Origin of the sequence: Eubacterium limosum, from assembly GCF_000807675.2 — a bacterium.
Taxonomy (GTDB): Bacteria; Bacillota; Clostridia; order Eubacteriales; family Eubacteriaceae; genus Eubacterium; species Eubacterium limosum.
In genome coordinates this window covers 1,413,342-1,438,687 of the sequence record NZ_CP019962.1, presented here as the reverse complement: position 1 = coordinate 1,438,687, position 25,346 = coordinate 1,413,342, and the positions used below count along the sequence as shown (strand labels likewise).

General features: G+C 42.9%; 18 protein-coding genes and 1 pseudogene. 2 read left to right on the top strand and 17 right to left on the bottom strand.

Features of this window, described 5'->3' with window-relative positions; translation table 11 throughout:
- Positions 1-74: 74 nt before the first annotated feature.
- Positions 75-2,789 (top strand): sensor domain-containing diguanylate cyclase, encoded by a 2,715-nt coding sequence (locus B2M23_RS06690; protein WP_038353724.1) that lies wholly within the window; start codon positions 75-77, stop codon positions 2,787-2,789.
- 94 nt (positions 2,790-2,883) lie between these two features.
- On the opposite strand, the gene B2M23_RS06685 is transcribed toward B2M23_RS06690, so the two are convergent.
- From B2M23_RS06685 to typA, 3 genes are all read right to left on the bottom strand, one after another.
- Positions 2,884-3,213 carry a rhodanese-like domain-containing protein gene (locus tag B2M23_RS06685; RefSeq protein ID WP_052237434.1) on the bottom strand — a complete coding sequence of 110 codons (330 nt, stop codon included), beginning with the start codon at positions 3,211-3,213 and terminating at the stop codon, positions 2,884-2,886.
- Positions 3,214-3,245: 32 nt separating this feature from the next.
- Positions 3,246-4,424, bottom strand: a complete 1,179-nt coding sequence (locus B2M23_RS06680; protein ID WP_038353725.1) for an AI-2E family transporter — start codon at positions 4,422-4,424, stop codon at positions 3,246-3,248.
- Between the two features lie 613 nt (positions 4,425-5,037).
- The gene (typA, locus tag B2M23_RS06675; protein ID WP_038353726.1) at positions 5,038-6,855 is read right to left on the bottom strand and encodes a translational GTPase TypA; all 1,818 of its coding nucleotides are present in this window, start codon (positions 6,853-6,855) and stop codon (positions 5,038-5,040) included.
- A gap of 308 nt (positions 6,856-7,163) precedes the next feature.
- On the opposite strand from typA, the gene fliB reads away from it, so the two are divergent.
- Positions 7,164-8,306 (top strand): flagellin lysine-N-methylase, encoded by a 1,143-nt coding sequence (gene fliB / locus B2M23_RS06670; protein ID WP_052237435.1) that lies wholly within the window; start codon positions 7,164-7,166, stop codon positions 8,304-8,306.
- 63 nt (positions 8,307-8,369) lie between these two features.
- Here fliB and B2M23_RS06665 read toward each other — a convergent pair whose 3' ends face one another.
- The 14 genes and pseudogenes from B2M23_RS06665 to B2M23_RS06595 form a co-directional block, all read right to left on the bottom strand.
- Positions 8,370-9,272, bottom strand: a complete 903-nt coding sequence (locus B2M23_RS06665; protein ID WP_038353727.1) for a DMT family transporter — start codon at positions 9,270-9,272, stop codon at positions 8,370-8,372.
- Entirely contained in the window at positions 9,259-9,933 is a 675-nt protein-coding gene (locus B2M23_RS06660; RefSeq protein ID WP_167617802.1) for an HAD family hydrolase, read from the bottom strand. The genes B2M23_RS06665 and B2M23_RS06660 overlap by 14 nt, the downstream gene beginning before the upstream one ends.
- Positions 9,934-9,960: 27 nt before the next feature.
- Positions 9,961-11,193: a phenylacetate--CoA ligase family protein gene (locus B2M23_RS06655; protein ID WP_038353729.1), complete on the bottom strand. Its 1,233-nt coding sequence runs from the start codon at positions 11,191-11,193 to the stop codon at positions 9,961-9,963.
- 173 nt (positions 11,194-11,366) lie between these two features.
- A complete protein-coding gene (locus B2M23_RS06650) occupies positions 11,367-11,744 on the bottom strand; it encodes an inorganic pyrophosphatase (RefSeq protein WP_038353730.1) in 378 nt (125 codons plus the stop codon).
- Positions 11,745-11,758: 14 nt separating this feature from the next.
- Positions 11,759-12,883 (bottom strand): class I SAM-dependent methyltransferase, encoded by a 1,125-nt coding sequence (locus B2M23_RS06645; RefSeq protein ID WP_038353731.1) that lies wholly within the window; start codon positions 12,881-12,883, stop codon positions 11,759-11,761.
- Between the two features lie 780 nt (positions 12,884-13,663).
- Positions 13,664-14,782, bottom strand: a complete 1,119-nt coding sequence (wecB, locus tag B2M23_RS06640) for a non-hydrolyzing UDP-N-acetylglucosamine 2-epimerase (RefSeq protein ID WP_038353732.1) — start codon at positions 14,780-14,782, stop codon at positions 13,664-13,666.
- Between the two features lie 102 nt (positions 14,783-14,884).
- Positions 14,885-15,574 carry a GDSL-type esterase/lipase family protein gene (locus tag B2M23_RS06635; protein ID WP_167617799.1) on the bottom strand — a complete coding sequence of 230 codons (690 nt, stop codon included), beginning with the start codon at positions 15,572-15,574 and terminating at the stop codon, positions 14,885-14,887.
- A gap of 304 nt (positions 15,575-15,878) precedes the next feature.
- Positions 15,879-16,699, bottom strand: a pseudogene (locus B2M23_RS21780) (sugar phosphate nucleotidyltransferase).
- Positions 16,700-16,719: 20 nt separating this feature from the next.
- Complete coding sequence (locus B2M23_RS06620; protein ID WP_038353734.1) at positions 16,720-17,940, bottom strand: nucleotide sugar dehydrogenase; 1,221 nt, start codon at positions 17,938-17,940, stop codon at positions 16,720-16,722.
- A 3-nt stretch (positions 17,941-17,943) separates the two neighbouring features.
- Positions 17,944-19,947: a heparinase II/III family protein gene (locus tag B2M23_RS06615; protein ID WP_038353735.1), complete on the bottom strand. Its 2,004-nt coding sequence runs from the start codon at positions 19,945-19,947 to the stop codon at positions 17,944-17,946.
- A 4-nt stretch (positions 19,948-19,951) separates the two neighbouring features.
- Complete coding sequence (locus B2M23_RS06610; protein ID WP_038353736.1) at positions 19,952-21,145, bottom strand: oligosaccharide flippase family protein; 1,194 nt, start codon at positions 21,143-21,145, stop codon at positions 19,952-19,954.
- Positions 21,146-21,148: 3 nt separating this feature from the next.
- Positions 21,149-21,817, bottom strand: a complete 669-nt coding sequence (locus B2M23_RS06605; protein ID WP_052237436.1) for a CatB-related O-acetyltransferase — start codon at positions 21,815-21,817, stop codon at positions 21,149-21,151.
- On the bottom strand, positions 21,814-23,934 hold the full coding sequence (locus tag B2M23_RS06600) for a bi-domain-containing oxidoreductase (RefSeq protein ID WP_038353737.1): 2,121 nt from the start codon (positions 23,932-23,934) through the stop codon (positions 21,814-21,816). Before B2M23_RS06600 ends, B2M23_RS06605 begins: the two co-directional genes overlap by 4 nt.
- Before the next feature lie 23 nt (positions 23,935-23,957).
- Positions 23,958-25,343, bottom strand: a complete 1,386-nt coding sequence (locus tag B2M23_RS06595; protein WP_038353738.1) for an O-antigen polymerase — start codon at positions 25,341-25,343, stop codon at positions 23,958-23,960.
- Between the last annotated feature and the right edge of the window lie 3 nt (positions 25,344-25,346).

Sequence of the window (25,346 nt, the reverse complement as noted above, 5' to 3'; positions counted from 1 at the left end):
TTTGAAAAAGCTGTTTCCCCATAAAGTGATTCTGAGGATAGTCACGATTATAATTTGTTAGAAGAGGTGTAAGGATGAGCATCGATCATATGGCAAGAGCCTTTGTCAAGGAATTACAGCGGGCCTATTTTGAGATGAGAGATACAGAAAAAATTCTCTCAATGGCCACAGAGGATGTGCTTTGGTCTGGCCTGTATCACAGCAACGTCCACGAGAGCGGACAGCTGGAGGCTGTCCTGGCAGCGGATTTCTCCCGCTTTCCCTGTCCCTTTACCATTTTGGACGCATCTGTCGAGACCCGCGCCCTGTCCGATACCCACTGTCTGGCAGACTGCCAGCTGCGTCTGCGCGCAGACACCCCCGGCCAGCCCACGCCCGAGGTTCAGCTCTCAGGCAGCCTGGTCTGCAGCCTGATTGACGGAGAACTGCGGCTCCGTCAGCTGCACATTGCCCGCATCGACAGCCGAGCCCATCTGCCCGCCCTCAGCCAGAACATACTCACGGCCTCCGACCCCCATATCCAGGGGTTCATTGAAAAAACCACCCGTGAGCTGGAGGCCCGGAGCCAGGATTTACAGCAGCTGACTGAAAATATCCCAGGCGGTATCTTCCGCTGCCTTTATGACGAAAAGCTGACCATTCTCCAGGTCAACGACGGCTTTCTGTCCATGTTCGGCTACACCCGCGCCCAGATCCGGGAGCGCTTTGACGACAGCTTCATGGCCATCATCGACCCCCGTGACCGCTCCTCCACACTGCTGGAGGTCAAGCGCCAGCTTCGGCAGAACAACACCAAGCAGATCGAGTACCGCGCAGCCCGCAGCGACGGCAGCACCATCTGGATTCTGGACAAAGGGCAGCTCATTAAAAGTGAGAGCGGCCCGGATTCCTTCTACTGTATTCTCATCGACGACACCGCCGGCAAAGAAGCCCAGGAGGGCCTTCGGCTGAGCCTGGAACGCCACGAGATCATCATGGACCAGACCACAGACATTATCTTTGAGTGGGACATCAAGAAGGACACCTTTATCTTTTCCCACAACTGGCAGAAAAAATTCGGCTATGAACCCATGACTGAAAATATCAGCACAGGCAGCATTGCCCATTCCCATATTCTGTCCTCAGACCTCCCGGCCTTTACCGGGATTCTCGAAGACATCCGGCAGGGCAGCCCCTATGTGGAAACCGAGGTTCGGATCAAGAAAGCCGACGCTCTGTATATCTGGTGCCGCATCCGCATGACCGCCCAGTACGATGAAAACTGCGAGCCCTTCAAGGCGGTGGGTGTGATCGTGGATATTGACAGTGAAAAGCGTCATTCCCAGGAGCTGATGCAGAAGGCCGAGCGTGACGCCCTTACAAAGCTGTACAATAAAGGCACCACTGAGAGTATCATTGAGAACTACCTGTCCTGCTGCCCGGAAAACAGCCTGTGCGCCCTGCTGATCATCGACATCGATGACTTTAAGATCGTCAATGATACCCGGGGGCATTTGTTCGGGGACGCTTTTTTGATGGAGATCGCCGGCAAAATCCAGACCTTGTTCCGGAGCGGCGACGTGGTGGGCCGCATCGGCGGCGACGAGTTCATCGCTTTTATCCGCGATATTCCGGATCTCCGGGTCGCCACAGAAAAGGCACAACAGGTCATCGAGAACTTCCATACCCTCGATATGTTTAATGAAGACAACACCCAAACCTCCTGCAGCATCGGCATCGCCTGCTGCCCCGACCACGCCAGAGATTTCCACAAGCTGTACAAGTGCGCAGACTACGCCCTCTACCAGGCCAAACGCCAGGGCAAAAACCAGTATGTGGTCTTTGACCGGGAGCTGGAGGACAAGGCGCTTAAAAACGCTGCCATCGGCGTCTACAGCGCTGTGAACGAGCGCATTGACTCTGACAGCGAGGTGATCCCGCAGACAGTGAACAGCCAGCTGGTGGAGTATGTCTTCCGGATTTTGTACAAATCCATCGACATCGAAAGCGCTGTGCAGCCAATCCTCGAGATTGTGGGCCGCCAGTTCGATGTCAGCCGCGTCTATATTTTTGAGAACAGCGAGGACGATACCCACTGCGCCAATACCTTTGAGTGGTGCAATGACGGCGTGGCACCGGAAATCCAGAACCTGAGCCATGTGTCCTACGAGACAGACCTGGGCGGAAGCTACCTTGACAATTTTGATGAGAACGGCGTCTTCTACTGCCGGGACATCGCCAGCCTCCCGAAGGCTCAATTCGAGGTGCTGGCGCCCCAGGGCATCAAGTCCATGCTCCAGTGCGCTATCCGGGACAACGGCCGCTTCAAAGGCTATGTGGGCTTTGACGAGTGCCGCAACAACCGCTTCTGGACCCAGGAACAGATTGCCGCCCTGTCCTTTATCTCAGAAATCCTGAGCACCTTCCTGCTGAAAAAGAGGGCCCAGGACCGGGTCGAACAGTCCGCCGCGGCCATGAAAACTGTGCTTGACAACCAGAATTCCTGGATCTACGTCATCGAGCCCGGTACCTGCAGGCTTTTGTACATCAATCAGAAAACAAAGGATCTGGTCCCTTCCTCAGAGGTCGGCATGTACTGCTACGAGGCTTTTTTCGACAGGACCGCTCCCTGCGCGCGCTGTCCTGCCCGCAGTGTCGGAACGGAGCGTAAAAACTGCACCATGGAAATCTACAATCCGCTGCTGCGCGTGTGGTCCTCGGCCGACGCCTCCCTGATCACCTGGAAGAACCGTCCCGCCTTCCTGCTGTCCTGCCATGACATCACCCGCTACAAAGAAAATCAAAAATAAAAAAGAAACTTAAAAACAAAAGCTCAAAAGACTCAAAAGCCCCACTCCTGGGGTTTTGAGTCTTTTGAGCCTGTTTTTTACCGTTTCAAATATTTTAACTGTTTTTATATTTTTCCCAGAACGTCACGCCGCCCCGCAGCACCCGCAGGTCAGTAAAACCCTCCTGCTCAAGCAGCTTCTGGGCTCTGGACGCCCGCATGCCCGACCGGCACACCAGCACAATGGTCTTGTCCTTAAAGGGCGTGAGCATTTCCAGCTGTGAGGGCAGGAGCTTCAGCGGAATGTTGACCACACACTCCTGATCCTCAAATTCATTGTGAATTTCCATTTTGTCCCGAATATCCAACAAGACAGTGTTCCCGTCATTTTTTTCCAGTAAAGCTTCCAATTCGTCCGGTTCAATATTTTTTAATTCCCGACTCATGTCATTCACTCCTTTATATTTTCAATTTTAATTTATGAATCTTCCAAATCCTTAACCGTGATGGTCTCGCTCTGTTCAGCCGCCTGCTTTCTGGCAATCCGGTCATTGGTCAGAGTCCGCACCACAGAGTACAGCACTGCGAAGCCCGGTATGCCCAGGATCATGCCCGTAAAGCCGAAGAAGCTGCCGCCCAGCAGCATGCCGATCAGCACCCACAGGCCCGAGATCCCGACCGAAGTCCCCACCACTTTGGGGTAGATCACATTGCTCTCCACCTGCTGCAGGCAAATGATGTAAATGATAAAGATCAGGCAGTACACCGGCTTGACCACCAGCAGAATCAGCCCGCTGGGCACAGCGCCCAGAAAGGCCCCGAAGATGGGGATAATGCTTGTCACCCCCACCAGCACGCCGATAAGCAGCGCGTAGGGCACCCGCAGGATCGCCAGCCCAGCGGCGCACAGGGTTCCGAGGATAAAAGCCTCGGTGATCTGCCCGGCGATAAAACCGTGGAAGGTCTGGTTGGCCGTATGGCCTACCTCATTGATGAACGCCCTGGCCTTATCCGGGATATAGGCGTACATGAGCTTATCCTTGAGCGCCAGCAGGCGTTCCTTGTCTGCCAACATGTAGACAGAAATGATAAAGCCCATGAGAAAATTAAACACGCCCTGGGTAATGCTGACCGTTGTGTTCACGATCTCGGGCATGGCACCAATCAGGCCGCTGCTTATTTTGGGAAACAGATCCTGCCACTGGCTCGAGAGCTGGTTCCAGGCGTCCTCGGGCAGGTGCAGCCATTCCAGAACCTGGTTGACCCAGAGGTTAAAGCTGGCCACATAGCCCGGAAATTTGGTAATGAGCATCTCAACACTTTTCTGGAGCTGGGGGATCACAAAGGTGACCACTCCGGTGATCAGAAGCCCGATAAAGATAAAGGTCAGCACAATGGCCGCGGCCCGCTTCCCCTTTTCCCGGAGTCTCCTGCCCCGTATCCGGTCCATGAACTTAAAGACATAACGCTCAAAGAAGCTCATGGGGATATTGAGCACAAAGGCAATGGCGATCCCGATAAGGAGCGGCATGGCAATATCCACCAGAATCCCCAGGCCGTTCCAGATATACTTGATATTGACAAGTGCCATGAGCAGGCAGACAGCATACGTGATCAAAAGGATATAGTCCTTCAAATTTTTCTTCTTAAACACCATCTGCCACTCCTTTCATTTTTCTTCTCCCTCTAGTATACCCACTTTGTATTAATTTTGTCTGAGAAAAAAGGCTGAAATACCGGCAAAGTCCGAGACTCAGCCGTTTATCCAGATAAGAAAAAGCATCCAGGCGCAATCCGGAAGCAAGTGCGACCGGCGCTCTCAGTGCTACTGCGAAGCGGTAGCAACCTAGGAGGGACCTGGTCACGTCAAGGAACACAGATGATCCACGGTTTGTTATGATTCGTATTTCATACGAAACAAACCGATAACATCTGCGAAACCGATTCACACCATACCCCTTCGGGGCACGCGAATCAAAGATTTGGGTTCTCTGGTTCCCGCAGGACAGCTTTTTCTTCCTTAGGTAAACGGCACCGTCTCTCAACGCAGAGCACAGCGCCTCGGGGTCTGCCCCAAGGCTTGTCGCCTTATGGACAATCCAAAGCGGGTATCGTGCCGCCAAGAGGATCAAACGCCACAATCATCCCGGCTGCAGGCCGCCCCAATCAAATCTGCCAAAGACAGATTTGCACCATCATTTTCCATTCTCAATTTTCCATTATAAAAAAAGAACCCGTATCGCCGCGATACGGGTTCTCTCTTTTTTATATTAATTTCGTCTGTCTCTTCTTCTGTCAAGCTCAGATAAAATCTTCTTGCGGATACGGATGTCTGTGGGGGTGATCTCAACCAGCTCATCGTCATTGATAAATTCCAGGGCTTCTTCCAGCGTGAAGATCTTTGGATCAATGAGCTTTAAGGCTTCGTCCGCTCCCGAGGAACGGGTGTTGGTCATCTTTTTATTTTTGATGGGGTTAACCACCATGTCATCGCTGCGGTTGTTAATGCCGATGATCATCCCCTCGTAAACCGGGGTTCCCGCGCCCACCATCATGGTACCGCGGTCGCTCAGGTTAAACAGCGAGTAGGCCATGGTCTCTCCGGAAAAACCGGAAACCAGCACGCCGTTCTGGCGCTGTGGAATCTCCCCGAAATAAGGCTCGAAGGAGTCAAAGCGGCGCACCAGGGTGCCCTCGCCGTGGGTGTCGTTGATGAATTCGCTCTGGTACCCCAGCAGGCCACGGGTCGGTACCAGGTATTCCAGTTTGGTCCAGCCCTCCTCGGCGGACATGCTCACCATGCTGCCCTTACGCACGTTCAGCTTAGAGATAACGGTCCCGGAATATTCGTCCGGGACGTTGATGATCACGCTTTCCACAGGCTCCAGCTTGTGGCCCTTTTCATCGCGGTGCATGATCACCTCTGGCTTGGAAACCGCCACCTCATAGCCCTCACGGCGCATGTTTTCAAGCAGAATGGATAAGTGCAGCTCGCCCCTGCCCGATACGCGGTAGCCCTCTGTGCTGCCCTCCAGCGGCTCAACGGTCATCCCGACATTGACCTCCAGCTCCTTCTCAAGGCGGGCCTTGATGTGACGGGTGGTCACAAATTTACCGGTTTTTCCGGCAAAAGGAGAAGTGTTGACCAGGAAGTTCATGGACAGGGTCGGTTCTTCAATCTCGATGAGCTCCATGGGCTGTACCTGGTCCACTTCACCGATGGTTTCCCCGATCATAATATCCGGAATCCCGGAGACCACGACGATGTCGCCGGCCTTTGCCTCCTTGACCTCAACCCTTGAGAGGCCGCGGTATACAAAGATCTGCCCGATCTTCACCCGCTTAAAGCTGCCGTCACGCTTACAGACTTCCAGGCTGTCCCCGGTGTGGATGGTACCCTTGTCGATGCGGCCAATGCCCAGACGGCCGATATAATCGTCATAGCCAAGGGTGGATACCTGCATCTGCAGCGGTTCCAGGCTCATATCCTCTGGGATACCCACATGCTTCACAATGGTTTCAAACAGCGGGGTCAGGTCTGTGCTGTCGTCATTCATGTCATATTTGGCAATCCCCTGTTTGGCTACCCCGTAAAGAATTGGGAAGTCCAGCTGTTCGTCATTGGCCTTGAGCTCTACAAAGAGGTCGAAAACCATATCGACCACTTCCTCGGCACGCTGGTCCTTCTTGTCAATCTTGTTGATGAACAGAATCGGGCGCAGTCCCTGCTCCAGAGATTTGTTGAGGACAAAACGGGTCTGCGGCATGGGGCCTTCGCTGGAGTCTACCAGCAGAATAACTGTGTCAACGGTCTTTAAGATACGTTCAACCTCAGAGGAGAAGTCGGCATGGCCTGGGGTATCCACAATGTTGATCTTAATATTATCGTGCATGATAGAGCAGTTTTTGGAATAGATGGTGATCCCACGCTCTCTCTCCAGGTCATTGCTGTCCATGACACAGTCCACAACTTCCTGATTTTCTCTAAAAACCCCGCTCTGGCTCAGAAGGGCGTCCACCAGCGTAGACTTTCCGGCATCGACGTGGGCAATAACAGCGATATTTATAATCGGCTCTTGTTCTTTCATGTTTTTCCTGCTTTCTATATTAATCCGTATCCGTATTTCCCGGGAAATTACCGGTTAACCGGATTGCTGCCCCTTTACATCAGGGCTATAATTACAAAAAGATACCCAGGGTTCCCCCCTGGATATCTTCCCAAAATTCAATCATTGAAAATTAATCCGCCTTATATTATATCGCAAGTATTGCCTTTACACAAGCATTTCATAAATTTTTTTACACGCTTTCAGAATTCAGCCCATAGCATCTTTGTTTTTCTCACCTGTTTTATCGCTTATGTGCTATAATAAACACGAATTAAAAGGAGAACCCTATGAAACAACATATACCAAAACATTACAATGCCTTTACCTGCCTTGCTTCGGACTGTCCTGATACCTGCTGCGCCGGCTGGGAGGTGGTCCTTGATGAAAAGAGTCAAAGTCTGTACAAAAACACCTCCGGCGAATTTGGCAAGCGTCTCCAAAGCGCAATGATTTTGGATGAGGAGGGCGACATTATTTTTAAATCCGTCTTTGGGCGCTGTCCCTTTCTATCCTCTCACAACCTGTGCGAAATATACAGCACACTGGGTGAATCTTCTCTTAGTGAAACCTGCCGCCTCTATCCCCGGTTTTTTAACCATTATGGTGCCTTTCAGGAGGCTGGACTGTCTCTTTCTTGTCCCGAGGCCGCCAGACTGATCCTTGATGATCCACACCCTATGTCCTTTATGAGCTCTAACAGTACCATAACATTCTCTCTGGAAGAGAAGCTTGATGCCAAATTGCTGAGCCGATTGCTAAACGCCCGAAGCGCTGGTATTGCCCTGCTGCAAAACCGAAGTCTGGCCTATCCGCTTCGTCTTGGGCTGCTTTTAGACTTTATCGTCCGGCTGACCGCCAGCCTTTTTACGGCTGATCCCAATACCGAAGCACCGCTTTGCTCTGAATACCAGCGTAATGTCTCACTTCAAAATCGCTTAAATGACCTAAAAAGGAATCTCCCCACCCCGGATACGCCGTTGCTCAAAACGGTTTTTCAGCTTTTAAAAAGCTGTGAGCACCGCAGCGTTTCTTTTACACATCGGATTGATACCGCCATCAGCCTGATCGATTCTGAACCCTTTACGGTGTCAGAGCTTTGGCCCATTTCCTCTACTCAAAGCCATTACGCCGAGCACCTCGGTGTTTATACCCTGTTTCGCTATTTTCTTGAATCGGTCTTTACCTACGAGCCTCTTATACACGCTCAGTACACAGCGTTCGCCAGCCTTTCTACAGCGGTATTGGCGGCAGCCGCTCAGCGCCAGGCCGGTCGTGTATTAACGCCCGTTGAACACCAAAAAATTATTTTTTCCTTTTCACGGGAAATTGAGCATTCTATCCCTAATATGGCGCGTATTGAGGACAGCCTTGTGGCAGATGAGCGGCTGAGCCCAAATCGTTGGATCGCCTTTTTGCTTTTGAAGCAGTAAAAAAGACAGAATCTCAGGACGCTGTCTTTTTTACATCAGCTCAGGCTCCTATGTGTTACGGGCTTATCCTCCCCTTTGCCTTTTCAAAAGACCGCTGACGTTGCAGGTGGCCAAAATACTTCCCATCACAATCAATCCGCAGCCAAAGGCATTGACCATTGTAATGGGTTCCGGGCTTTCAAATACAGCGGGTACAACCGCCATAAACAACACGGTAAAAATGAGCTGTACCGATAAAATAACAGCTGTCTCCACTTCGGTTGTATACTGCTGTACCAAAATAACCATGGAATTTCCAATGACAATGGATAAAAGCGCAAACCCTAAAACAGGCAGCAGGGTTTTTGCCCCAAAACCAAAGCTTACAATTCCTCCAGGGTCCAGAACGAGCCAGACAAGGGCTGAAAAAAGCGCCACAAGCCAGATGATTTCCACAATCATTTTTCCGCCATCCACCTTCTTAGATGCACGGTTGAGAGCAATCAGAAAAAAGGCTCGAACCACTGCCCCCAAAAAGGATAAAACACCTCCCCAAAGTTCATCGCCGTTATACACCGCTCCCGAGGCAAACCAAACCCCTCCAACAATTATCGCCACCCCCAGCCAAGTGGATAGGGGATAGCGTTTTCCCAAAAATAAATTAAAAATCGGTACCAAAGCCACTGTGAGTGAAAATATAAATGAGCTGTCATTTACCCCAAGGTATCTGAGTGACAGAATATTCAACGTATTAAACAGGGTGAATCCCCCTGCCATCAAAAAAATACGGACATGCTCCCGAACTTCTATTTTTTTCCTGAGCCGCTTTTTGAAGCAAAGGGTCAATATTGGTGCCGCCAACCCGCAGGACAACGTCAGCACCCCAAAAGGACTGGTCCCTTCCGGCAGCGCTTTTAATAGAATATTGTCTAAGGCAAACAGTACCACAGCCAAAAGTAAAATTCCGCACCGCTTAAAACGACTCATCCTTTTCCTCTGATAAAAAGTGTTCAAGCTCCTCCACGCGCTCTAAAAACAAGGCCTCCCCGGCGTTTTCGCGCAAAGTATTAAAGATTTCAGGTGCCGCCAGTCCCCAGCCGGCCAAAGCCGCCTGTACACCGCAAGCTCTGGCCATTTCGATGCCATTGAGCTTGTCATCTACCACTAACAGCTCCTTTGGCTCCAAGGTATAGTGTTCCATAATGGCCTCTAATGGATAGGACGAAGGCTTATGCTTTTTTTCATCAAGCTCCAGCCCAAAAATTATATCCGGTTCAAAAAGCCCATTTTCACGGTAATCCCGACGGATATATTTTTCGGGTGATTGAGACACCACACAAAGATAGCCGCCTGCCGTCCGATGTCTACGGATAATCTGCTCCATTCCCTTATAAAATCTTGCAGGGTGAATCTCAAAATAAGCATAAAAGGCTTTTTCTAAGCGTTTTAAAACGTCCTTATCCAGCCTCAGTTCTATTTTCAGATAGTGCCGAAGGCCCTTGTATTCTTCCCGTATAAAGGCATCCTCCGTAAGCTTTGGTTCAAGACCACAGCTTTGAAAGCTTTTCACATATGCGGGGTATTGAATATCCGGGGTTGTTGCCGCTGTAGTATTATCATGGTCCAAAACCAGACATTTATATTTCAATTTTAAACCGCCTTTCATCCGTATTTTTTACTGCTCAATCACGCGGCGCCATTTACCACGCTCATTTAAACCAATCAAATCCTGTTCCTTTATAAAGCCAATATCAAAGCTAACAGCACCATCCAAAATTTTGCTGCGAAGGGCAAGGTTCGTTTCAAGCATGGCCGAGGTAACCTGCTCAAGCGACCAGGATCTGGGCTCATCTACAATATTCATCTGCACATGCTGGGGGTTCTTATTGGGGTAAAACAAAGCCTGAAAGGTTGTGTTAAAACCCAGGGCCTTTGCCAAATGCTCAAAGCAGTCAGAACTTACCTTCGTACCGCCAAGATAACAGGTATCTGAAATTCTCCCCGTCAGGCAAAATACCCTTCCTTTGTGTCCGCAGCTACATTGATCCCGCAGATACCCCATATCACCAGTAACATAACGCACCAAGGGCATTCGTTTATTATGCAGTCCGGTCATCACACATTTTCCTTTTCCCCTTTCATCACGATCCACTATTTCCAGTATCACCGTTTCAGGCTCATGCAGATGAAAACCCTCACAGCCTTTCTCTTTAAGACCAAAGACGCACATCTCTGTTGAACCCAGCAAATCCAGGACTCTGCACCCTAACTCGGATTCGATGCTTTCAAGATCTTTTACAGAGGACATTGCGCCTCCTACCACAACAATCTCTATGGATTTCAATGCTTTTTTCTTCAACGGACTGTAACATAATTCCAAAGCTAACGCCGGCGTTGTAAACAAAAGCTTTGGTTTGTACTTTTCGAATAAAACCTCGGCAATTGCGTAACTTTCCTTATGGAGTCGTTCCATTTCAATATGCCTTAGTCCCAAATTTTTATTAATGACTTCAATAAGCACCCCATAAATCGACATGCCTACCGGAATGGTTGAAAACATAAAGTTGCCGGCCAACACACCAAGTTCACTGAGGCGCTTTTCTATCTGCCCAGTCATAATGCCAACATCCTCGTCGCACCATTCAATCACATTGGAAATACCACTGGTTCCGCCAGTCACCATCAGACGAGAACAGCGTCCATCATCAATACTGGCGCTGGCTATTGATTTCACCTCATTCCTTGTCAAAAAGGGGAGTTCATAAAAATGATCAACAATATAATCCATTGCCGCATTGTTTGACAATCCCTCTATCTGATATTTTTTTCGGTAAAAAGGCATGGACACAATCGCCGGTAAAACAGCAAAAAGCTTTTGTTTCAGTAATTCTTTCTGTTCCCCCTCCATCTCATCATACCTCCTGTTGTTTTATAAAATAAAAAAATATTGTATCACAATTTATGCTTATGTATCTTAAAATTCAAGGGATAAAATTGGTATTTTTTCAACCATTGTTTGCAAATTCTTTTATCTCATTATTTTTTACAGCTACAAAGCAGGCAGAGGTTTTATAGTATTTATCACCGCTGCCTGCTTTGTAATGCTTCTCTGTTCCGATTGATCCGAATCCCCTTCATAAAATCCGATGCGTTATGAAAGGCATCAATTGCATCTTTTTCTGCTTCTGTACAACCAAGCAGCAGCTTGATTTCAGAATCCTGCTTAACCAAGTCCACAATACAAATTACCGCATCCAACACTCGGTCTGCCCGAGAGCCCACACAAACATCAATCCCGCCGCCGTCCATGGACTTCGTACCTTTCAAATACCCATAGGAAACCGGGTAAATCAAATTAGAATACCGAGGATGTACCGAACCCAAAGGCCTGTCAATCACTATTTCACATTTATTAATGAGCCCATCAAAAGCCTGCCAAAAGGCTTCACTTGTTTTCATTGGTACCTCCCAATTTATTTTGTTCCATAGGTAACCAGCATTCCCGCCAGGGTTGTGCATGCTAAGTCCTCAATGTCCCACTGTTGGTGAACATATCGCTCAACCGTCTGTTGAAACTGGCAGTAATCCATGGCTTCTTCACGCGTCATTCCACGCTCCATCAAATTTGCTAAAGCCCTGCCCATCATATCTTCTGTTAGGACTTTATCCCATCCATTGGCAACAAAAAAAGCGTTCATTCGCTCATCACTGTCGGGCATCTGAGTATGAAGGTAATCCACACGGTCACTCAATCGACATCCAATGGACCTTAGCCCTATTTTTGCCATTATATTCGGAATACGCATTGCGATGGCATAGTCCCGGCCTTCCTTCTCAAACTCATTTTTCCACAACCTCCGCAAAGCATTTCCTGCGCAAAGCTGGCTGTAATTGATACCGTCTATCCATATGCCTGCACATTCGAGCTCTCTATTAGCCTCAATACATACCACTAAACCGCCCACAGAAGCGCAAGCTGCCATCTTTTTTATAAAGTCTAAAGGCTTTTTATTATGTCTAAGCACTGATTGGCAAATAACCAGGTCATAAGTTTCATTCATTTCACACGTTAAAAAATCATCTTGAATTAATCGAATATTCTTGTTAAGCCCAGAAAGGTAGGATTTTGCTTCTTTAATAAGACCTTTGGATAGATCAATTCCCGTATAAGTACTGCCATTTGGCAGCTGCTTCAGCAATTTATCACCAAGATATCCAAAACCACACCCACAGTCTAAGACACGCACGGGTTTACTAAGCTTCCATACATCTCGAACTAAAAAAGACAGATAGTCATCATTCCATAGATATGAACGGGTCGCTTTTAAAAACTCAAGACGCGCCTCCCAGTATTCGCCTTTATCTGTATTCACTGGCTTGTACATTTCCTCTGGCATGGGACACAGTCCCATCAAAATATCAACCGACACACAAAAGTAATCTGCTAAAATCGGCAGCATCGTAATATCAGGCATGGTTAAACCGGTTTCCCATCTGCTAACCGTCTGAAACGAAACACCTACATCTTCAGCCAGGATTCGCTGACTAATCCCTTTTCTTTTGCGCAATTCTCTGATTCTGAATTTGATCTTCTGCATTAAATCACTCTCCTTCGCCTTTATCGTAACATATTCACGATTATTCTACCAATACCTAAAAAGTGATTCTATTCACCTGGCTGGCGATAAACCTTTATTGCTTTAACTAAGCGCAGTCCCTTCTTGCCTGTTCCTTTTATTCGATTGCCTGATCTACCAAACGTTGCTCTCTGATAAAAAGCTTTTTAAAATACAAAAAACCCCGGAAATAAGCCATTCCGGGGCTTTATGATTTTGGTATAATTATCTCTTGGTTAACGTTTTGAGAACTGTAAAGGCCCTGAAATGCTTGTTTTTTCGCAGGGTTTGTTGCTTGTGTGTTTTATGTTCTGTACGTTGTCGTTCTTTTTATTTTTACTCAAAACCACTATGTTTTTTTGACAGCAAAACTTTTTTTAGTTTTTTTTGTGTTTTTCTTTCTTATTATCAATCGGTATCAGGTATTTCCTTCTTCCATTTTTTCATTATAGTATACTTAATTCAATGTCTATGTCTCATAGTATTCCCTCAAGTTTAGATATTCCATGCAGTCCGACAAATAAAAACGGATAGACGATACGGCACTTCTCCAAATATTTCTGCCATCGTCTTTAGTTTTGAATCTTTTTCGTTTGTCCAAATCTGGATGACGTGATTAAGGAGATTTTTCATAAGCCAATTTGACTCTTCTACGTGGTCAGGATACCTTTGATTTCCTGAACATTTTATTTCCTCGATTCCATTACAATCCGATTTGCCATCAGGAACGAAAAGCCGGAAAGTGAAATCCGGCTAATCTTCTCATTTTGCAATCCATGGGTCATATATACCAAACTCTAAGATATCAGCAATACGCTCACAGGCATGCCCATCACCGTAGGGATTACATGCGTGGGACATATTTTCGTATTCGTCTTTGTTCTCCAGCAAAAGTTTAAAGGTTTTGTAGATTGTCTCCTCATCTGTTCCGACCAACTTTAGCGTCCCGGCATCCACGCCTTCTTGTCTTTCTGTGGTATTTCTCATAACAAGCACCGGTACACCATAGGATGGGCATTCTTCTTGAATTCCACCAGAATCGGTCAGACAAAGAAAACTTCTAGCCTCAAAATTATGGCAATCAAAAACTTCGATGGGCTCAATAATATGAATCTGTTTGCAGTCACCAAGTTCTTCATCAGCAGCCTGTCTTACCACAGGGTTCATGTGAATAGGGTAGACAGCCTTGCATTCAGGATATTCATCCAGCACACGGCGTATAGCTCTAAACATGTGACACATCGGCTCTCCCAGGTTTTCACGTCGATGTGCGGTGATGAAAATTAATTTTCCATCTCCAACCCACTCAAGTTCAGGATGCGTATAGTTCTCTTTAACAGTATATTGCATAGCGTCAATGGCCGTGTTGCCAGTGATGTAGATGTTGTCAGGATTCTTTCCCTCTTTAATAAGATGATTCGCGGCTAACTGCGTTGGCGCGAAGTTATACTGACTTACAATGCTGACTGCTTGCCGATTGAATTCCTCTGGATAGGGAGAAAAAATATTGTACGTCCTCAAACCGGCTTCCACATGACCAACGGGAATCTGAAGATAGAAGCAAGACAAAGCTGTCACAAATGTGGTACTCGTATCCCCATGTACTAGTACCACGTCGGGCTTCTCTTTCTCCAGTATCTCCTTAATTCCATTTAAGATGTTGGTTGTTATATCAAAAAGGGTCTGTCTATTCTTCATAATATTAAGATCATAGTCTGGCACAACACCAAATGTTTCGAGAACCTGATCCAGCATTTGACGGTGCTGGGCGGTCACGCAGACAACAACGTTCAGCCCCTTCCTTTTCTTCATTTCGTTGATCAGAGGACAAATCTTAATAGCTTCTGGACGGGTTCCAAATACGGTCATTACTTTTTTCATAGTCTTACTCCTATTTCATCCTTCTTTGTGCTTTATCATCGATGTGGTAGTAGATATGCCCTATTTCCTATCATCAGGACAATTGACACAGTGTTATCGTATTTATAGAATGGTTTTCAGCCTATCTATCCAAATGCGATATCCATTTCCGTTCAGATGAATTCCATCTTCACTAAACAACTCCATGTTAGGCGATCCGTCCTCAAGAATGAATTCAGGGAAAATATCACAATATTCCACATTTTTTCGCTCTTTAGATAGTTGTTCTATTCTTTCATTTACTTCCTTAACTTTATCTATGGAAATATTTGGCGAAGGCAAAATACTAAATATTAGAACTCTTGCTTCAGGAAGATTTTCCTTTATTCTTTCACATACAATATCGATATTTCTAAGAATCTCGGCCGGTTGTATTTTTTGAGCAATATCATTGATTCCAACCATAAAAATAATCGTAGAAGGGTTTCTTGAAATAACTTCATCTAACCTATGCAGTACTCCTCCCCATGTATCTCCTTCAATACCCCTATTTAATAACTCCTCTTCAGGAAAAAACTCGTGCCAATCAATGTATGCTGTAATACTATCTCCAACGAAGACAACTTGAGTACTTTCATTGTTAAGCTGAAACGTTGATAACCTCGCAACATATTTGGGATTATCCAAAACTATTTCTGCATTTTTTACAGAACTGAATTCGCCAACGAATTTCAGAAAAAAATATAATCCGCAGAAAATATTAATAAAGAGAGAAGCAGCTAAAACAAGACAAATTGATTTTTTCCTTTTCATATTCATAACCCCTCCTATTTATAAGTATATTCTTTAACACGATTGATTCGTTTATTCCCATAAATCTTCTCGTAATACTTCTGGTATTCATCAAAAATTATCTCTTCCCACCATTCACGGTTTTCCAAATACCACTCGATGGTCTTTTTGAGCCTACCCTCAAACTTCGTCTTAGGCAACCAGCCTATTTTGTTATGAATTTTGGCGAAACCATTTACAATGATTATCTACATAAAGCCTATAACGTATGTTTAGTCCTTCTCCGTAAACCGGGAGACGCTTGTCATTTAGAAAGTAAATACCTTTAAATGTTCTTATACGGACTCTTCACATACTGCGATATGAACTCCATAAGTTTTTCCTTGCTGATACATTCATATCTGAATACAATCTGTTCCGACGCAAAAATCTTTACGACCTGGCAAACTTCTATCATACACACAAAATCTGCAGCATCCACAAGGCTATCCACTGTTCCTGTATCTAACCAAATAAACCCACACCCATCAATTTTGCCTCAAGTTTCCTTTTATTCAGACATATCTTATTTAAAGAGGTGATTTCAAGTTCCCTACATAATGATATCTTTACCTCTTTTGCAAGATAAGATACGCCAACTAGATAGAGGTAAATATATGTATAATAAGCACAATCCAACTTCTCTCTTGTTATTTCTCTTCTATATAGATCCCTTTACCATTTTCACCAAACTCTACGATACCAAAACTTTTAGGACTATTTACATAATATTCAAAAACAGTTGCACATCCATTTTTCGCTGTTTTGATACCATTCTTTAACATTTCAAAGAAGAGATTCCCATAAAATACATTATCTCTAAGTGTCATTTCACAGGACTCTTCACCCCAAATAAATACCTCTGTAAGATCTTTAGGGCCTTCTTGGACACAGTAAGATAGACTCACACTGAACTACAGATACTCGAACCTTGGAGCGTTATTCGGCGTAGATATGATCAGAATATCCTTTATCCCCCCAAGCATTAGCGTGAAAAGTGGATAATAACTCATCGCCTTATCATAGATTTGTAAAAGATATTTGCTCGTTACCATTGTGAACAGGTAAAGGCGACTTCCATCCATCTTCGAAAATAATTCCTTTTATATTTATTTTTTCTACAATTCTCAAATATGGTACACGCCAGGTAAGTTAGAAATATTATGGCAATCCAGCACGACCTTGCCTACCAGCTTGTCCATATTTTCCTTAATCTCATTATGCTTAACCATGATAACCACGAAGTCAACAGCATCAAGGAACTCATCAAGATTATGATACTGATTTCTCACGACGTCCCTCTCGATGAAAGGATCGTAGACTTTCAGGCCAGTAGCGAGATGGCGCTCTTGGCTTTCCAGCAGTTGAAGGGTTGGAGACTCACGCATATCATCCACGTTCTCTTTATAAGTCAAACCATAAAGGCCGACACGGTTGATATCAGTCATGCCTTTTTCATTCATGATTTCGTAGATGCGATTAAGAACGAAATCAGGCATGCCATCATTGGCCTTCATGGACTCATCAATGACCTTGGCAAGAGAGGGATAATCGCCTACCAGGAACCACGGGTCAACAGAGATGCAATGACCGCCAACACCAGGACCCGGTTGTAGAATATTAACACGGGGATGCATGTTGCAAATCTTGATGATCTCGTACACATCCATATTGTCATGACGGCAAATCTTGGCAAGCTCGTTCGCAAAGGCGATATTAACCGCACGGAAAGTATTCTCTACAACCTTGGTCATTTCAGCCGTCTTTATGTCGGTCACTACGATCTCACCCTGACAGAAGGAAGCGTAAAGAGCTTTAACCCTTTCACCGATAGCCCTATCATCAGCACCGATGGTACGGTTATTATGGAGAAGTTCATAAACCATATTACCAGGAATAATGCGTTCTGGAGCGTGAACAAGATTCAAGTCTTCACCAATGGTAAATCCGTTTTCTTCAATCACTGGACGAACATACTTTTCAATCGTTCCGGGAGAAACCGTTGATTCGATAACTACCGTCGCCCCTTTTGGGCACACTTTCATAACATCCTTTACGGCAGCAACGACGTAACAGGCATCAACCTTTTTACTGAATTTATCATAGGGAGTTGACACAGAAACAATATATGTATCTGTCACCTGATACTCCGTTGAAAACTTAATTCCAGCCTTTAGAGCGTTTTGAAAAAGTTCATCAAGTCCTTCCTCTTTGAATGTAGTCTTCCCCGCATTAAGTGTAGCAACCAGTTCCTTGTTGTAGTCTGAACCGATAACCTCGATTCCATGAGTTGCCATCATAAGCGCGGTAGGAAGTCCGATGTAGCCAAGTCCTATTATATTAATCATTTTCTATCTCCTTTTTTGGATTTTTCCATACCCATTAGAAAAAAAACCGAATTCAGTGTACTCAACAAATTTAGCGTTTGAATAGTCATTAATCACAATCTTGCTCTCGAATAACTCAAATGTTCGAATTACATATATGTCTTTACACTTACAAGATACCTTGATAAAATTGTCTTTGAGTTCTATAAGTTTACAGATAGTGCGTTGTCTTAATTCAAAGCAGTTATTACCTATCTGGTTTTGTTCATCACCAAAATATGGACTGTTATGAGCTAGGGAGGACCTAAACTTATTTCTCCACTCGCGTGATTCTGTATAAACATAGGTGCCAGGATCTCTTTCATACTCAGTACCATCTACAAATAATTCAAATGATAGTTTATCGTTATGTGAATGTCCTCCTCTTCCATTTTGTCCAGCATCAGTAAGCGATATCCCTAGATAGAAAGAATCACTTTTTAATCCTACTAAGCCAAAGTCAGAATAATAGAAAGAATTCAACTTATGTAAATCAACAGAAGAAGAAAACTTAATTATTCGTATCTGTTGATATGGTAATTTACAGAGTAGCTTTTGATTATTCAACTTCGGCGTATCATGCGCAGCTCGTTCAAAAGAATCACTGATTATAGAGAATATAGCTGATGATTGAAAAACATTTCCAAATAATCCGCTAAAGAAAGAGTTTGCATAGCTTTTTTTTAAAATAGTGTTAATCAGGCATTCTATCTCGCTACAACTTAATTCGTTCTCGTCCCACACAAACTCTTCATTTTGTTCAAGCGATATTTTCCCATATCGACTGACATATTTATCAAAAGATAAATACTCTCCAAAGTGATAAAATCGAAGCAAATGACCACTGTCATTATCACCAAGTTGGTAGATATTCCCATTGGGCTTGATAGAATCAAGCAACATTCTAAACGCTTTCCCGAGTTTCTCTACTTCTCTCTTATGAATATGAATAAGACTAACACATTGATAACAAACATCATTACAGTCTGCCAATAAAAGTATTCTCCAGATACCATAAATAACCATTTCAAGCGCTAGCCGATGATATGGCAAGGAACTCTCAAAATTACCACCATCCATATAAAACTGTTCGTTTATCGAGCAAAACAATTGTTTTATAGCGAATTCTTGTATTCTCTTAATCTGTCCTTTTGGATAAAAATACAGGCTTGAAAAGAGAAGCCCTACAATATTCGACAGATAGTGGTTGCCTCTATAATCGCGATAATCTTCTAAATGATATCTAATAAAAACACAATGTTGATAAATTGATTTTGAAATAACCTCATAAACAAATTGATCTGTATCCTCATTGATACCAGAAGAAATAAGATCCAAAGCCATTATCCAATTCACAACACGAATTCCTACATCCATAGTACACTTCCAATTAACCCCATATCCTATGGGGTTAAAAGTAATAAAATCTAAAATTTCACATAGAATTTCGTTTTTATAACTTAAATTTCCAGTTGTCCTATATATTCGCGCTAGAAACGGAAGATGCTGACATCGAGCCAATTCCCACGGGATCTTTATATCATACCCATTAGATTCACTATTTTGAATATCATCACTCTTTTGTCTTTCACTAAAAAGGTAATCGTTTTTAAAGTCTAACTGCCACTCTATCGGCTTATATCCAGAATTCAAAATTCTAATTTCATCAATTATATCTTGTAATTTAAATTCGCTTATTATTTGGAGTTGATGAATGTCGTATCCTTGTTTCCTACATACTTTTTTGGGACCGCTTCCTAACAAATCATACACATGTTTGCAAAAAGATTCCGCTAAAAACAACTCTTCCTTATTTATCTTTTCCAAATTAAAACTAGGCAGCTGATAATAATTTCGGGATGGTTCTTTTTTCATAATTGTTCTATTGTATAAAAACTTTCTTTTGCGTTTAACAATTTTTTCATTAATGTAAAGATATATATCTTTTACACTTCTTTTTTGCAACCGATTCAGTACGCTTATAGACATTAGGTTAGCCTCTTATCTTTTCCTTAATAATCATCTTTGCATGAACTCTGGAAGATAGATTAACAATTCCATATGAAATCAATGTAGAGATAGCTGTGCCGTTTACTCCCATTCTAGGAATCAAAATATAATTTCCTGCAATCGCAACGATAATACCAATGATAAACCTAGTACAAATGCTCAAATACTTCTTTTCTTTAATGAGCAAATTATTATAGGGTGACCCCCAGAACGAGATGATCGCTGAAATACAAAGTATTCTAAACACGCCAATTGCTTCAGGATATTTACCGCCGTCAATTATAGGCAAAACGCAAGGTGCTATAACTATTGCTATAACTATCCCCACAAGCAAAGCAATAGACAATATATCTTGTTGCTTATACATTTTGCTAATATTATAATAATTTTCTTCCGATGAAATCTTGGGAAGGAGAACGCTATTTACAGTATTCAAAAGTAATAGCATCATGTTGTAGTACTTAAATGCCGAAGCGTACGTTGACACATCATAGTCAGTACTCCAGGTTTTAAGTGCAAGCACGTCAATCTGAAGCAAAATCGCCATTAAGGCTGCGTAAACAAACAAATATAATTGCTCTTTTTGAAGCAGGAATTTGAATAAACTCTTAAAATCAAGTTTTTGGAAAATGGTTATATTTGTTCTCCTTTGGGACAAAAACGGAATACATAATGCTAATGAGATTGTTTGAAAAATAATAACGACAAATGCGGACAATTCTGTTTTAGCAAAATAGTGGCATGTGAACACTAATGCGAGAAAAGAGGCAACTCTTATTATTTCCAGAATTGTATATACTTTAAATTTGCATTGTTGTTGATATATTACTCTCGCATAGCCAAATACACATGTGGAAATCATCAACAGTACAAGCGCAAATACATTCGATCTCACCACCGGCTGAATTATCCAAAACATACCTGTAATAAAAATAGATAGGCTCATCTCAATCGAGAGCAGTGTTGATTCTTTGCCTTTCAGACTTGCATGATCAACAATATACATCTTGCCAAATGAACTAATTGCAATTTGATTAAAGATGTTTGTGCTTGCTACAAATATTGTATAATCAGCATAGTTATGATCAGACATATAACGAATCAGCAGTATCGTCGTAATCATTGCCACAAATTTGGCAGCCATATCTGCTGAAAAGACCTTTAAAATTGTCTTCATGCTTTATTCCTCAAACTTTTGCGTAAACTGCTGAATATCAGAAAACAAATGTGATTTGAACACAAGATCCTCGAATTTGGAATCCCACCAACGGGACTTAAGCAGAAAAGAAATATCTTCCTCAGAAAATCTACTGCCTATCTTCTTTGCAGGAACGCCAACGTATATTCCATAGGGTTCTGTATCTCTTGTAACGACCGCACCTGCGCCAACCACAGAGCCATCTGCAACTTTGATTCCACCCAAAATTGTGACTTCATCGCCAATCCAAACGTCGCTACCAATTGTACAAACATATTTCCCTTTCAATTGCTTATCCGATTTCCATATATCTCTTTCACAGAAAGTAAAACCCGCTTGTTTTTTCGTTGAAAAAAATGCTGGATGGATGGAAACAAATTTATGTAGTGGATGATCACCCAACGATACTCGGATTCCTGCGCCAAGCGCACAGTACTTACCGATATAAGTACTGTTAAAAACGCATTCATCCCCCATATATGAACCTATCCCAATGTGAGCTCCATAAAGATGACAGTTCCGATGAACATTATTATACCCCTCGAAAACTGTCGATTTGTTAAAAAGCGTCCCTTTTCCAACAGCAACTTGTTTTTTTCGCAGATAGAGGCGCTCACCCCATCTCCATCCCCAAGATAAAATCTTTCTCATCTCAAATTCTCATCCGCAATAAAAGTAATCTTTGATGTCGCTAGTAGTGATACCAAAGGTATCAAAAACCTTTTCCCAGATTTAATAGACTCTGCAAACTCGACAAGCTCGTTGTAGTGTCCTTTGTCTGCAATTTTCGTCGTAAATGTCTCCGTTCTAGAACTGTATATCTGAGTTTCCTTGTAATCATTCAATACATAAGTGCTGTTATCACAAAATATTTGACAGAATTCCTTAGGGTATTTAGAGTTTCCATTTGCACAGTATGTCAGTGTAGCAATGGATCCGCCATCATATTTCACCGTAATTACGCAGTTGTCGATCTTCCCAATGTTTTTTGTCTTTGGCGTAATCGATTCTACAGTTACAGAAACTGGAATTTCGTCAGTAAAATAGTTGAAAAGGTCAATTATATGACAACCTTCTCCGATGATTCTTCCGCCGCCTTCTCTGCCATGCACCCAAGCATCCGGAGCAATATAGCCTGCGTTCATGACATAATTAATGATCATAGGATTAACACGATTTGTTAGATATCCCTTAATCTTCTGCGCATGAGGAGAAAATCTTCGGTTATATCCTACCATTAAGCCGCCTTTAGTTGACTTCAATGTTTCTTCAATGGCTGCCAGTTCTTCCGAATTCATGCATAAAGGCTTTTCGACAAATACTGTTTTCCCTGCCTTGAGAGCATCAACCACGTATTGAAAATGTAAATTGTGACGCGTTGTAATCACTATAACATCCACGTTGGGATCATTTAATATGTCGTTATAATCAGTGGTTAACTTTGAAGCGTGATAATCTGTTGCCGCTTTAGTCGCATTTCCACCATCCCTAGACATTATTGAATAAATTTCATAATCTACTATTTTATCCAAATTAGGAAGATGGAACATTTTTGCAAAGTTACCAACACCGCACAATGCAACACGAATTTTATCGCTTTTATTCGTTGTGAGTTTAAGGGAAATTTCAGTATTTTTTTTTTCTTCTTTTTCCTCCCCGTACTTAAATGTCTGCATTAAAGGTCTATACTGACCTTCTGCCAAAGATTCATATACCGCATCAGCATCATCGACGTTCACATCCTCGGCAAACATATAACTAAGATTGATCTTCTTCTCTCCAATGAGCCTAAGATAGTCTTGCATGTTGCGATTCTCTGTGAATCTGACCCAGTGGTACGGGTAATCAATGCCTCCTTCTTCATAAGTGCTGTCATATCGTCCGGGTCCATAGGATGTTGACATAAAAAATTCTAGTTCTTTTTGATAAATATCATCGCGATCAATATTTAGATCTACAACACCTACAAGCACAACGCGTCCACGTTTTCTGCAACAATTAAATGCCTGCTTTAAAGGTACAGATGAATTCGTGGCTGCCGTGATAATTACGCTATCAGCTCCATGACCATCAGTCAGAGAATTTACCGCATCAATGAGATTCTCTTTTGTAGAATTTACAACATGAATCACACCCAGAGATTCAGTTTCAGCAATTCTTTCAGAGTTGACATCTGATGCAATTACTCTAGCTCCAGCTGCATTTAACATTTGAACAGTCAACTGCCCAATTAATCCCAGGCCAATAACCACAACAACTTCGCCAAGTTTAACATCTGCACGTCTTATTCCCTGCATAGCAATACATCCGATTGCAACGGAAGATGCGTCACGAAGTGATACAGAGTCAGGAAGTTTTGCTATTAAGTTTTTTGGTACTATCATTTCCTCAGAATGCGTTGCATAATTACCGCCGGCGCAAGCCACTCTGTCTCCCGGATAAATGCCAGGAACTCCTTCGCCGACTTCAGTAACGATGCCAGACGCGCTATATCCCAGAGGAATCCATTTATCGAAGGAATTGTCAATAGCACCTTTGGTGCCACCAATTCCTTTCTCTTTAATCATTTTGAATCCACGTTTTATCAAATCGGGATTTTCTTTAATACGATCCAAAATTGACTTGCCCGATGAAGCAACACTAGCGAGCTCCGTGCCCATAGAAATACATGAATACGATGTTGCAACCTTCACACAGCCACTTTCGACTCTTTTTACCGGAACCTCACGGGTTATAATTTGACCTTTGTTTACAAAGACCTGTTTCATTTTCATTTCCTCCTAAGAGTGAATTATATTCCTGAACTTTTTGAAAACTCAAAATCATCAGTGTTATTCATGATATAAAGCATTATTATTCCTATAATATAACCATATACTAATAAAACAGAAGAGATCGTGCTACCCACAATAACGTACACCGTAACCATTATGAATGGGATATAGAATTTAGCTTCAACAAAAATGGTAACTTTATCTAATAGCCTAAATAAAAATCCATACGCCAAAGGAGTTATAAACAGAGATAATATTCCATACGCGTATGCACCAGCAAACCCTCCTGTGTTTGCACTAATTGAGACACTTCCAAAATAATATTTGCCAATAAGGAACGGCAGTGATACGTCTGCGTACACATAATTTTTTATAGCACCTATACCTTGTAAAAACGAAGAAAGCAAAACCATGTTTCCGTTTGTTGTTACGTACTCATAGTAGCATCGCCCTATTATCGCGGGGAGAAAATAAATTCTTTTTACAAGATACTCGATAAGCAACAAATTACCAGTAATCAGATAAAAAAGAATTACAAAAAGGTTAGCAAACAATAGCCCTCTAATTAATGTGTTTGAAATCTTGTTTTTAATAATATGTGCAACACCAAAAGAAAGAATTGCTAACATCAACACAGCTTTTTGAGAGTCAACACTAAATAAAAGTAAAAGTACAATAAAACTGATTCCAAACAAGCCATATTTTCTTTTAATAAGAAAGATATTCGCGATCAAGGGGATAATAACGTACATGGCGTTATTTCTAAAATAGTTTAAAAAGGTTCCAAATGAACCTCTAGCAGATAATCTTAACTCGTATACATCATTGTCAGCAAAACTTAAATTGATATGAAAACCGCCATAATATCTATATGATAAAACTATGCTTCCAAAGATAAATGCTAAAACAATAATCCAAAATAGATACCACGCTGTTTTTTTTGAGAATATCCCTATTGAGCCACTTTTCTGTTCACCACGATCTATTATATCTTCATCTTTTTTGTTCATTAAAATGACAATAGTATAGAACCAAATCCAAAAGATTGTTAACAATAAAATGAACCGCCACTCAATATTAGAATAAGCAAACATAACCATATTTGGTAATATACTAATGCCAAGCAATCCGACACATATCAATTCATGTGGCTTATCATGACGAATAATACATCTAACAAGAAGTTCTATAAAAAGGAAACTTGCAAAAAATGAATAAGCAATTCTTCCAGCATCATAATGAAATGAAAATGCTCCATTTGCATACCCCATTGATAAAATATTAATGTTGTTGTATTCTTTCTGAATGATATAAATATACATAAAATCCAGTGTTAATCTGAACAATAGCAATAATAATGCCATAAGCTGTTTATCTTTTCTGCTATAGAACGCATCATGCATAAC

What these genes read in the sequence shown, in the direction of transcription:
- B2M23_RS06690 (WP_038353724.1), top strand. Translation starts at nt 75, where the DNA reads ATGAGCATCGATCATATGGCAAGAGCCTTTGTCAAGGAATTACAGCGG.
- B2M23_RS06685 (WP_052237434.1), bottom strand. Translation starts at nt 3,213, where the DNA reads ATGAGTCGGGAATTAAAAAATATTGAACCGGACGAATTGGAAGCTTTA.
- B2M23_RS06680 (WP_038353725.1), bottom strand. Translation starts at nt 4,424, where the DNA reads ATGGTGTTTAAGAAGAAAAATTTGAAGGACTATATCCTTTTGATCACG.
- typA (WP_038353726.1), bottom strand. Translation starts at nt 6,855, where the DNA reads ATGAAAGAACAAGAGCCGATTATAAATATCGCTGTTATTGCCCACGTC.
- fliB (WP_052237435.1), top strand. Translation starts at nt 7,164, where the DNA reads ATGAAACAACATATACCAAAACATTACAATGCCTTTACCTGCCTTGCT.
- B2M23_RS06665 (WP_038353727.1), bottom strand. Translation starts at nt 9,272, where the DNA reads ATGAGTCGTTTTAAGCGGTGCGGAATTTTACTTTTGGCTGTGGTACTG.
- B2M23_RS06655 (WP_038353729.1), bottom strand. Translation starts at nt 11,193, where the DNA reads ATGGAGGGGGAACAGAAAGAATTACTGAAACAAAAGCTTTTTGCTGTT.
- B2M23_RS06650 (WP_038353730.1), bottom strand. Translation starts at nt 11,744, where the DNA reads ATGAAAACAAGTGAAGCCTTTTGGCAGGCTTTTGATGGGCTCATTAAT.
- B2M23_RS06645 (WP_038353731.1), bottom strand. Translation starts at nt 12,883, where the DNA reads ATGCAGAAGATCAAATTCAGAATCAGAGAATTGCGCAAAAGAAAAGGG.
- wecB (WP_038353732.1), bottom strand. Translation starts at nt 14,782, where the DNA reads ATGAAAAAAGTAATGACCGTATTTGGAACCCGTCCAGAAGCTATTAAG.
- B2M23_RS06635 (WP_167617799.1), bottom strand. Translation starts at nt 15,574, where the DNA reads ATGAAAAGGAAAAAATCAATTTGTCTTGTTTTAGCTGCTTCTCTCTTT.
- B2M23_RS06620 (WP_038353734.1), bottom strand. Translation starts at nt 17,940, where the DNA reads ATGATTAATATAATAGGACTTGGCTACATCGGACTTCCTACCGCGCTT.
- B2M23_RS06615 (WP_038353735.1), bottom strand. Translation starts at nt 19,947, where the DNA reads ATGTCTATAAGCGTACTGAATCGGTTGCAAAAAAGAAGTGTAAAAGAT.
- B2M23_RS06610 (WP_038353736.1), bottom strand. Translation starts at nt 21,145, where the DNA reads ATGAAGACAATTTTAAAGGTCTTTTCAGCAGATATGGCTGCCAAATTT.
- B2M23_RS06605 (WP_052237436.1), bottom strand. Translation starts at nt 21,817, where the DNA reads ATGAGAAAGATTTTATCTTGGGGATGGAGATGGGGTGAGCGCCTCTAT.
- B2M23_RS06600 (WP_038353737.1), bottom strand. Translation starts at nt 23,934, where the DNA reads ATGAAACAGGTCTTTGTAAACAAAGGTCAAATTATAACCCGTGAGGTT.
- B2M23_RS06595 (WP_038353738.1), bottom strand. Translation starts at nt 25,343, where the DNA reads ATGCATGATGCGTTCTATAGCAGAAAAGATAAACAGCTTATGGCATTA.